At 62.2% G+C, this 10,410-nt stretch carries 9 protein-coding genes; 6 read left to right on the top strand and 3 right to left on the bottom strand.

Annotated elements, in window-relative coordinates; all coding sequences use genetic code 11:
- Positions 1 to 3: 3 nt before the first annotated feature.
- Positions 4 to 1,056, bottom strand: a complete 1,053-nt coding sequence (locus ACFQ6H_RS26815; RefSeq protein WP_378649670.1) for an NrtA/SsuA/CpmA family ABC transporter substrate-binding protein — start codon at positions 1,054 to 1,056, stop codon at positions 4 to 6.
- Positions 1,057 to 1,303: 247 nt separating this feature from the next.
- On the opposite strand from ACFQ6H_RS26815, the gene ACFQ6H_RS26820 reads away from it, so the two are divergent.
- From ACFQ6H_RS26820 to ACFQ6H_RS26835, 4 genes are all read left to right on the top strand, one after another.
- Complete coding sequence (locus tag ACFQ6H_RS26820) at positions 1,304 to 2,053, top strand: IclR family transcriptional regulator (RefSeq protein WP_378649672.1); 750 nt, start codon at positions 1,304 to 1,306, stop codon at positions 2,051 to 2,053.
- A 118-nt stretch (positions 2,054 to 2,171) separates the two neighbouring features.
- Positions 2,172 to 2,642, top strand: a complete 471-nt coding sequence (locus ACFQ6H_RS26825; RefSeq protein ID WP_378639762.1) for an NfeD family protein — start codon at positions 2,172 to 2,174, stop codon at positions 2,640 to 2,642.
- Positions 2,639 to 3,454, top strand: a complete 816-nt coding sequence (locus ACFQ6H_RS26830) for a slipin family protein (RefSeq protein WP_378639765.1) — start codon at positions 2,639 to 2,641, stop codon at positions 3,452 to 3,454. The genes ACFQ6H_RS26825 and ACFQ6H_RS26830 overlap by 4 nt, the downstream gene beginning before the upstream one ends.
- Positions 3,455 to 3,513: 59 nt before the next feature.
- On the top strand, positions 3,514 to 4,749 hold the full coding sequence (locus ACFQ6H_RS26835; RefSeq protein WP_378649674.1) for a DUF222 domain-containing protein: 1,236 nt from the start codon (positions 3,514 to 3,516) through the stop codon (positions 4,747 to 4,749).
- An 82-nt stretch (positions 4,750 to 4,831) separates the two neighbouring features.
- Here the strand turns inward: ACFQ6H_RS26835 and ACFQ6H_RS26840 are convergent, their stop codons facing one another.
- Positions 4,832 to 5,527, bottom strand: a complete 696-nt coding sequence (locus tag ACFQ6H_RS26840; RefSeq protein ID WP_378649677.1) for a pyridoxamine 5'-phosphate oxidase family protein — start codon at positions 5,525 to 5,527, stop codon at positions 4,832 to 4,834.
- 82 nt (positions 5,528 to 5,609) lie between these two features.
- Between ACFQ6H_RS26840 and ACFQ6H_RS26845 the strand changes: the two genes are divergently transcribed.
- Positions 5,610 to 6,995 carry a PLP-dependent aminotransferase family protein gene (locus ACFQ6H_RS26845; protein ID WP_378649679.1) on the top strand — a complete coding sequence of 462 codons (1,386 nt, stop codon included), beginning with the start codon at positions 5,610 to 5,612 and terminating at the stop codon, positions 6,993 to 6,995.
- A gap of 59 nt (positions 6,996 to 7,054) precedes the next feature.
- A complete protein-coding gene (locus tag ACFQ6H_RS26850; RefSeq protein WP_378649681.1) occupies positions 7,055 to 9,172 on the top strand; it encodes an FAD-dependent oxidoreductase in 2,118 nt (705 codons plus the stop codon).
- A gap of 7 nt (positions 9,173 to 9,179) precedes the next feature.
- Here ACFQ6H_RS26850 and ACFQ6H_RS26855 read toward each other — a convergent pair whose 3' ends face one another.
- Entirely contained in the window at positions 9,180 to 10,238 is a 1,059-nt protein-coding gene (locus ACFQ6H_RS26855; protein ID WP_378649683.1) for an isopenicillin N synthase family dioxygenase, read from the bottom strand.
- Positions 10,239 to 10,410: the final 172 nt, after the last annotated feature.

Below are 10,410 nucleotides of genomic sequence, written 5' to 3' on the forward strand. Positions count from 1 at the left end.
GGGTCACTTCCCCTCGGTGGTGGGTGCTGCCGCTGCCGAACCTGCCACAGCACCCTGGAGGTCGAAGATCACGTCACTGCCCTTGATCGGCTGCTGGATCACCTTGTTGTCGGCGAACAACGTGGAGATGGATTCGAGGTCGGTGGCATCGGCTGCGGTCGGGTAGCGGAAGTTGGTGATCTGGCCGCCCAGGGTGATCGCGTCGTCGAGTCGCTGTCCGGAGAGAGCACGCGGACCGGTCTGTTCGAAGACGTTCTCGAATGCTGCCGGGTCGGCCTGCTGCTTCGCGGTGAGTTCCTGGGTGACCTCGAGGAACTTCTGGACCACCTCGGGATGTTCTTCGAGAATCGCGGTGCGGCCGGCGATGATGGTGCTGTCCACGGAGTCAATGCTCGCTTCGGTTGCGATCTCGACCGCGCCCTTGGCCTTGGCCTCCTGGTAAGGAATCAGGAACGAAGCCCAGGCGTCGACCTGCCCGGTGGAGAATGCCGACGCGGCATCAGCCTGTTGCAGGGGAACACGTTCGACGGAATCGATCGGCACTCCGGCCTGTGTCAGAGCCTTGAGCGTGATGTACTCGCCCTTGCCTGCCGGGTTGACGGCAATGCGCTTGCCTGCCAGGTCGGCCACGGTCTTGATGCCGGATTCCGGAGTGGCGATGATGCCGGCCTGGTCCTTGTTGTACGGGTCCGACGTCGCAAAGATGCGGACACCCACGTCCTTGGACAGTGCGCCGACGACGGGACTGTATGCGCCGGTTTGGATATCGAGTTCGCCGCTGTTGAAAAGTTTGAGGTTGGAGCTGAATCCCGGTGTGGTCTTGACCCATTCGATCTTTGCGCCCAGCGGTGCAAGCGCCTCGTCGTAGGTTCCGTCGCGCTTGCCGACGGCGATGGCACCGGAGTTTCCGGGATCGAAGACCTTGAGTGTGAAGTCTGCGCTGGAATTGCCTGCGGCGCTGTCGGAATCGGAAGACCCACACGCCACCGCCAACCCGGCCAGCGGGATCATGGCGAGCGCAGCGGCAGCTCGTGGCAGTCGGCGGAAGCGGGACATGTATGTGGCTCCTTCAGGCGTTGAATCGTCAGAACTGACGACGATGACGCTATTGGGTGCCAGTCCGTTTTACCCCCGTTTGTTTTCTGGAGATTGGAAATCTTGACAACATCGGAAGTCTGTTCATCTGGGCTTATGCAGGTCCACGTTCGGTTCCTTTCCATCTGATGGAAAGGATGGCCGGACTGCTGGGTCCGTGTTAGCGTCCGATTCTCAGATCGATCAGGCCACAGCGAAAGGATCGTTCGTGACGGACGCACGCGGCGCGGGAGTTCAGACGGTAACCCGTGCCCTGACCATGCTCACATGTTTTCGCAGTGGCGAAGAACTGGGAGTCTCGGAAGTTGCGCGGCGACAAGAGCTTGCGGTCAGCACCACGCATCGATTGCTGCAGTCGCTCGTCGACGCGGGATTTCTCGAGAAGGACGACGCAACCAGTCGGTATCGCATCGGCGCGTCGCTGGCGGCTTACGGACAGGTCTCCTACCGGCAGCATCGAATCTATCTGTCCGAGCCCTACTTGGAGCAACTGGCCGCGACGACAGGAGCATCCGCCTCGCTGGCAGTGCGAAGCGGAAGCGAGGTGGTGTTGCTCGGTTTCAGTCGGTGGCGGGAGGCCGACGGACACGTGCTGCAGGGTGTTCGACTTCCCTTGCATGCGAGCGCACTGGGGAAAGCCTTTCTGGCCTGGTCCGATGTCGACGACTCGGAACTCGCTGCCCTGCCACGTGAAGCGACCACCCAGCGTGCGATCACCGATGTTGCCGGTATCCGTCGGGAGTTGGAATTGACCCGCGAGCGCGGTTACGGATTCAACGACGAAGAGTTGACCCCGGATTTCCGGACGATCGGAATTCCGATCGTCGATGGATCAGGCACTGTGCGTTACGCTCTCGGGCTCCGCGGCCCTGTGGAGTTGATGATCGACGAGCGGATTCCGTTCCTCGCGGATCTTGCCAAGGTGACCGCGAGACAGATCGGTGAGGTCCTTCTCTGAATTGATGTGAAAGCGCTTGTGGCAGATCCGGCCGAACGTGATTACCGTTGAAGTCGAGGGCGCGATCGCACAATGGCTACGCGACGTGACCGCGTCCTCGCGAGCGTGGAGACGAGTGATGACGACGATCGGTGTCGTTGCCCTGCTGGTGGGTGTCCTGTTGATCGTGGTCGAGGCGCATGCCCCAACCGCGGGGGTGCTCGGTGCGCTGGGGGCTCTTCTGATCGGTGCGGGCGTCTGGATGCTCTTCACGTCCGACGGTATCGGCCAATTGATCGCGATTCCGGTGACGGCGGGGGTTGCGGTGGTCGGCCTGGGCGTAGTGGCGGTAGCGAGCCGAAAAGTGCTTACCGCGCGCCGCGCGCCCGTGCGTACCGGGACCGAGTCGCTTGTCGGCTCCGATGCGACGGTCCGCAGTTGGACCGGTGTGCAGGGTCAGGTCGAGCTGGACGGCGGATTATGGAGTGCTCGAATGGAATTCGGGTTCGACGATTCTGCACCTGCCGTGGGCGAATCCGTCGTCGTGGAGCAGGTTCGAGGCCTGACTCTGAAAGTGCGTCGTCGTGAACCGTGGGAGCTGCCGCTATGACCACCGTCCTTGTTGTGTTGTCCGTGTTTGTTGTGCTGATTGCAGTCCTTGTGGGTATGTCGGTGAGAGTTCTGCGCGAGTACGAGCGCGCAGTCGTGTTCCGCCTCGGTCGACTGATCACCTTGAAAGGCCCAGGCCTGGTGATTCTGGTTCCGGCCATCGATCGCATGGAGCGGGTCAGTCTGAGAACCGTGACGCTGAAGATTCCGGTCCAAGAGGTGATCACCCGCGACAACGTTCCGGTGAAGGTCACCGCCGTCACGTACTTCCGGGTTGTCGACGCGGACCGTTCGATAGTCGAGGTCGAGGATTTTCTGGCTGCCACCTCGCAGATCGCCCAGACCACACTGCGCTCGATTCTCGGCAAGGCAGAGTTGGACTCGCTGCTCTCCGAACGTGAACGTCTCAACGAGGACTTGCAGAAGGTCATCGACCAGCAAACCGAACCATGGGGAGTCAAAGTCACCACCGTGGAGATCAAGGACGTCGAGATTCCAGCCAACATGCAGCGCGCCATCGCCCGGCAAGCTGAGGCTGAACGAGAGCGGCGAGCCAAGATCATCAACGCCGACGCGGAGTTTCAGGCTTCGGCCAAGCTGGCCGAAGCGGCAGAAGTGATCAGCCGCAATCCGACCACCCTGCAACTGCGTTACCTGCAGACGCTTCACGAGATCGGTAGTGAGAACAACTCCACCGTTGTCTTCCCCTTGCCCTTGGATCTTGTCCGGCCCTTCATGGGCGGCCGAGTCGAGGCTACTCCCGCGACCCAAGAACCTGCCCGTTTCGCCTGGAATGCGAAAGTTGTTGATTAGCAGCTAGTTTCGTTTCTCGACCTCTTGTTTTCGAAACTGTGTTCGAATACGATTGCTGCATGGACAGCCGGGAAGCATGGCAGCTGGATGGTGAGGACCTCAAGGGTGAGGTTCTGGATCTGGTGCGTGTCCGGCACGAGTTGCAGTCGCGGATGGTGTTGTTGATCGTGGAGATGTTTTCCCGGGAGACTGTGGTCGGGAAGGGTTTTCGGGCGATCGCGCAGTGGTTGCATGGTTCGACGAATCTGGAGATCGGTGAGTGCAGCCTGCTGGTCAGTCTGGCGCGGCTGTTGTTGCTCGAACCCGTTGTCGCCGATGCTTTTCACCGGGGTGACGTTGATGCGTTGAAGGCTCGTCAGGTGGCGTCCTTTTGTCAGCATCCGCCGAAGAACATGACCCCGGCGGATGTGGACAAGGCCCGCGGGATTTTGCTTGACCTGGCGTCGAAGAACATCGCCGATTGTGATGCGGTGCGGGCGGCGATTCGGCGGATCGAGAAGCAGTTCGGAAAACGCGAGGACGGCGTCCCGGTCGGGGAGGATTCGGAGCGCAACGAGTTCTATGCGTCGAAGGGCTTGTACGGGCGCGTGTCGGTGAAGGGTGATCTGGATGCCGTGAACGGGGCCCGTCTGATCACGTTGCTGTCGAGCCTTTCGGCGCCGACGCCGGAGAAAGACGGCGTGAAAGACACTCGCACTCCGGCGCTGCGGCGGGCGGACGGGTTCTGCGAACTGTTGCGACGGTACGAGCGGGCGGGGTTGGGTCCGATCGAGGGTGGGGTGAAACCGCACATCACTATGACTGCGTCGGCGAAAGACATGACCGATATGCAGGCTTTGAAGGATCTACTGCCGTCGACGGAGGAACTCGGGTTCGCGTGGACGGATTGGGTGGGCCCGATCAGCATCGACACCGCACGGATGTTGGCCTGCGACTGCACAGTCACGCGAATTCTGTTGGATGAGAACGGTGTTCCACTCGACTGCGGCAAGGAAGCAAGAACCGCGACGATTCCGCAAAGGCGGGCGCTGGCGGTGCGTGATGGTGGGTGCGCGTTTCCGGGGTGCGGGACACCATCAGGGTGGTGCGATGCTCATCATATTGTTCATTGGAATGATGGTGGCCCAACAGATCTCGACAATCTGATTCTGTTGTGTGGTCATCATCATCGGACACTGCACCACACCGAGTGGCGGGTGGAGATCGGCCCCGATCGAAAAACGGTGTTCTATCCGCCGATGTCCGTTGATCCGTATCAGCAGCCGATCGGGAACAGTCCACCCACAGCCGCCTGAACGGGCATAACTGAAGACGTCGAGTACCGGGGCATCACCATGCCCCGGTGCTCGACGTGTGTTGTCGGACTCGCGAGTGGGATCAGACCATCGTCGAGATATGTTCCGGTAGTTCGACGTTGGAGTCGAGATCGTCAGACGGAATTGGTTCACCGAAGAGCGTGGATGCAGGAACTACTCCAGCCCAAACGGTTTCGACACCGATGTCGGCGGCATCGTCACCGGGCCCGCCGGCGCGGGCCTTGACGGAAGCCTCGTACAACGGCAGCGCAAGAACGATGGTTGCTGCCATTTCCTTGCGCGTGTGATCCCGCAAGTGCTGGGAACGACCGGGAACCACCTGGTCGACGATCAGATTCAAAGCCTTCACGCGTTCGTCGCCGTCGGTCACGACTCGAGGTGATCCGACGATGATTCCGCTGCGGTAGTTCATCGAATGATGAAAGCCCGACCGAGCCAACACGAGTCCGTCGAGGATCGTGATGGTGATGCAGATTTCGCTGTCGGGAGCCAAGCTCCGTGAAGCCACTGAACCGTGAACATAAATAGATCCGCCGCGGTCGGGGCCGTCGAGGTCGAACCCGTAGACGGTGGGAAACACCATGGGAACTCCGCCGACGGTCACACCCATATGGCACAGCTTCGCGGACTGCAATACGTCGACGAGGGCTGCTCGTTCCGCGACGCCGTGGTGGCGGGCCCGCTTGTGCGTCGTACGTGCTGTCGGGGACAGCGGTGCAATAACTGCTGGGACGGTGAGGACAACGGAATCTGTCATGCAGACAATGCTGCTGGCAAAGTGGCTTCAAGTCATGATCCAATCAGTGGAGACTTCGATAGGCCACTTCAGAAAGGTTCTGATGCTTCTTCCTTCGGCGGTAGCCGTAGTCCTCGACCGGACGGATCGGCGGGCGCTTCCGGTCCAGGTCGCCGACCATCTCAGAGCTGACATCCGCAGTGGTCAGGCGGCGGTCGGTCTGCGGTTACCCAGTTCCCGGAAGCTGGCGTCAGAGCTCGCGGTGGCGCGGGGCGTCGTGGAACGGGCGTATGAGCAGTTGATCGCAGAGGGTTGGCTGGTCGCTGTGCACGGTTCGGGCACCTTCGTTGCCGAGGCACCCTCCCCCGTGGTCACTCCCACGACTACGACCGCGAAGCCCGCCGAGAAGGTGTTGCCCAGGGTGCGGCTTCGGCCCGGTGTGCCGTGGACGCCGCCGCGCGCTTCGGCAGCGTGGCGTCGAGCGTGGCGAGACGTCGGGGCCACGCCACCACCATTCGAGGATCCCGATCCCGCGGGTGACTACGAATTGCGCTCGGCGCTATCGCAATTGCTGGCGAGGGCCCGAGGTATGTCGGTCGAACCCGAGCGAATCCTGATCACCTCGGGTGCCACCCACGGCCTCGGCCTGGCCCTGTCGGCGTTACGCACCAGTGGTGCAGTCCTGGCGATGGAAGATCCTGGATATCGCTACGCATCCTCGGCCGCAACGGCATGCGGATGGTCGTTACTGGACGTGCCGGTTGATGCGCACGGTCTCTGTGTGGACCAACTCGAATCGGCACCGGAGGACGTTCGTGGCGTGTATGTGACACCGTCCCACCAGTATCCGACCGGAGGGCTGCTTCCCGTCCGTCGTCGCAATCAGTTGATCGACTTCGCTCGAACCCGCGATGTTGTCCTGTTCGAAGACGACTACGACTCCGAATTCCGCTACGACGTAGCACCTTTGCCTGCGCTTGCGCAGTTGGCTCCGGACCGGGTGGTGTATCTCGGCACGGTTGCCAAGACTCTCGGCGCGGGAATTCGACTGGGCTGGTTGGTAGCTCCTCTCGAATTGGTCGACCGCATAGCAGTACACCGCAAGCGAATCGGCGACTTCCCCTCGGCTCCGCTGCAGCAAGCACTCCTGTCTCTACTCCGTGACGGCGAATGGGATCGGGCGGTGCGCACGGCACGTCGTCGGTACCGCGAACGAGATCGTGCAGTGGAAGAGGCGCTGTCACCGTTCGGCGAACTGCGCGGACTCGGCGCCGGCATGCATACGACGCTCATACTCGACGCGGATCTGGCAGCCACTGTCGCCCGTGAGGCACTTGAACACGGCGTCGAAGTGCCCACCCTGGTCGAGTCCACCCGAACGCACGGAGACCCCGGCGGATTGGTCATCGGCTACGGGCGGGTGGAATCCGCAGACCTCGAATATGCGCTCGCGGTGATAGCCGAATGCCTCGCACGTCACAGCGCGTGAAGTCTCGATCATCGGGAGTGCGGCAACGGATGGGCGTCGTCGAGTTCTAGCGTCCACTCGTGACGATCCGAAGCCAGACCTTTCCGCACCTTCTTGCACCAGGCACTATCGGCCCGATGACGGTGCCCAATCGCGTCGTTCTCCCTGCCATGGACATGAATCTGTGTGAAGACGGGGAAATCGAAAAGGGCGACATCGACCACTTCGTGGCGCGCGCGGCCGGTGGAACGGGTCTGATCATCACCGGTTGCTGCGCTGTTGCGTATCCGCTGGGCTGCACCAGTCGCAAGGAACCGGGGCTATCGGAAGACCGGTTCATCCCCGGACTCAAAGCATTGGCCGACGCGGTGCACGACGCGGGCAGCAAGCTCTGTGTGCAGATGACACACCACGGCAAGGTGGCGCGCATCGATACCCTCGACGGCCGACCGCAGTTGGTCCCGTCCACGCCGAAGCCGCCGGGTGACATGAGCGCGATGGCCGATTGCACGCCCGAAGAACTGGGCAAGATGGCTGCCATCAACGAGGGCAAGAGGGCGACCTACCACGAGGCCACCAAGGAAGATCTTGATTGGCTGGTCCGCATGTTCGCCGAGGCTGCCGGACGGGTGAAGGCGGCGGGCGGCGACGCCGTCGAGATTCACTGTGCCCACAACTACGTCCTCGGAGCGTTCCTGAGTCGGTACACGAATCAGCGCAGCGACGAGTACGGAGGTTCGATCGAGAACCGTGCTCGCCTGGCTTGCGAGGTTATTCGGGCGGTCAAGGAGGAGGTCGGCGGTTCGCTTGCCGTCATCGTGCGTCTGGCCGGTCAAGAGTATGGGGAAACCGACGGGCTGACGGTCGACGAGGCGGCTGCGGCCGCGAAGATGTTCGAAGAGGCCGGGGCCGACGCCATCCATGTCACCGGTACCGCACTGAATGCTTTTGCCAACTTCACCGACGGCCCCCTGCCCGACAAGGTCGGCTACTACACCGACAATGCAACTCGAATCAAGCAGGCGATCTCGATTCCCGTGATCACCGTCGGACGTATGCTCCCCGAGGTCGGCGAGAAGATGATCGCGGAAGGTCGCACGGACTTCGCCGCAATGGGCCGTCAGCTGCTGGCAGACCCACAGTTGGTGAACAAGCTCAAAGACGGTGCACCCGAGCGTGTTCGGCCATGCATCAATTGCTACGTCTGCGTGCAGGAGAACTTCTGGGACGAGACCCCGCTGTGCGCTGTCAACCCCACCCTGGGTAACGAGGCACTGCTCCCCTTCGTTCGCACCAGCACTCCGAAGCACGTTGTTGTGGTCGGCGCGGGCCCCGGCGGTCTCGAGACGGCCCGCGTGGCAGCTGAACGTGGGCACCGAGTCACGGTGTTGGACAAGTCCGATCGCCTCGGCGGCACCCTGTGGTTCTCGAGCCTCACTACCCCGGACAACGGGCGTCTGCTCAGCTGGTTGAAAGTGGAAATCGAGCGTCTCGGTGTCGATGTTCGACTGAAGACCGAAGCCTCGGTCGCCTCGATCCGGGCACTGAACCCCGACGCCGTGGTCGTGGCCACCGGTGCAGTCCGTGAGCGGCCGAGTGTTCCGGGCGGCGATCTCCCGCACGTACATACCGGTGACTCGTTGCGCGCCTTGATGACCGGCGCCGGTGACGTCTCACAGGTACCGCCGTTCCTGCGGACGATGGCCAAGTTGGGCAAGCTGTCCGGTATCACCAAGAGTCCCGCGGCGATCCGAGCTGTGACTCGCAAATTCCTGCCCATGGGCAAGGACGTCGTGGTGATCGGTGGTTCGCTTGTCGGACTCGAGCTTGCGGAGTTCCTGGCCGAGCGCGGTCGTAATGTGACGCTGATCGAAGAAGGTCAGCAGTTGGGCATTCCGATGGCGATGCCGCGCCGCTGGACGGCTGTGCGTCACGCCAAGCACGTCGGTGTGAACATTCACCGCAATTCAACGGTGCAGCGAATCACCAAGCAGCACGTCGAATTCCGTTCCGGTGACGCGACACTGACAGCTTCGGCCGACATGGTTGTCGTCGCGTCGGGTGTTTCGGCGCAGGCGCCACTGGCCGACGCTCTGATCGGCGTCGTCTCCGACGTGCATGTCGTTGGTGACGCGGTGAACGTCGACTACATCGAAGGTGCGATGCACACGGCGTGGAAAGTTGCGATGGACCTGTAGTTCAGCTTCAGGTAGCGCTTTGTGCCGCAACGATGTCCGGCCACCAGCGGGCCGCGACATCGGGGTGCGCGCGCAGTCGACTCTTGAGGGCGTTCGCCCCGTAGGAATCGTGGATCGGGTTGTTCGCGTCCACGGTGACGCCGGTGGCGCGCGCTGCCAACTCGGGCGGTAGGTCGAACTCCGGGATCTGTGCTGCGTAGTTCGGGTTGAAGAAGAACGGCACCGAGATACGTTCACCGTCGCCTTCGGGTGAAACTACGCGGTGCACAGTCGCTTTCAGGTAGCCACCGGTTGCCACCTCGAGCAGTTCGCCGATGTTGACCACCAGTGCCCCGTCGATCGGCGGTGCGTCGATCCAGTCGCCGTCGTGCTCGACCTGCAGACCACCCTTGCCTGGTTCGACATAGAGCAGTGTCAGCACGCCCGCGTCCTTGTGTCCGCCGACGCCCTGGGAATCGGCACCTTCCGGGCGTCCGGGGTAACGCACCACTTTGATGAGGATCGACGGATCGTGAGCGAACGCGTCGTCGAAGATGTTTGCATCCTGACCCAGTGCTACCGCCCATTCGCGCAAGAGGCTCAATGCGATCGCGGTGAGCGTGTCGTTCCACTCGGTGATGACGTCGCGAAGTTCGGGAAGGGCGTCGGGCCACTGGTTCGGCCCCTGCAGGATCTCCCAGGCCGGTGAGGTGTCGGTGCGCTCGGCGGCGGGCTGTTCGGCGCCGATGTCGATCTGCTCGCGCCAGTCCTGCTTGCCTTCGGTCAGTTCACCGCCGAGCCTGGTGTATCCACGGAAGTGCGGGCTGCGGACGTTCTCGATCGCGAGCTTCTCGGCAGTCGGAAGCGCGAAGAACTCGCGGGCGACGTCGAGGAGGCGTCGCTGCAGGTCGTCGGGAATTCCGTGGCCGACGAGATAGAAGAATCCGACCTCGTGGGTGGCCTCGCGGAGCTGAGTGCGGAACTGCTCGGCTGTGTCGGGGTTCTGCGCCAGAGACAGATCGAGCACTGGCAGCGACGTAATCGACATGGGGTCCTCGATCCGTGTGATGGTTCTGATGTCCATCATTCCACGCTGATCGGCACACGGACCCGCGCGGCGATTCAGCAGCCGCAGGCGTGATTACCCGCGCGGATGCGGAAACACCTCGATCCGGTGGAAAGCCTGCTCGACCCGGGCTGTCGGGGTGAAAGCTTCTGCTGCGATGGTCATGGTGTGTACTGCTCCGATCAGTCCGTGA

It is taken from the genome of Rhodococcus sp. NPDC056506, from assembly GCF_042794945.1.
In the GTDB taxonomy this organism is placed as follows: Bacteria; Actinomycetota; Actinomycetes; order Mycobacteriales; family Mycobacteriaceae; genus Rhodococcus_F.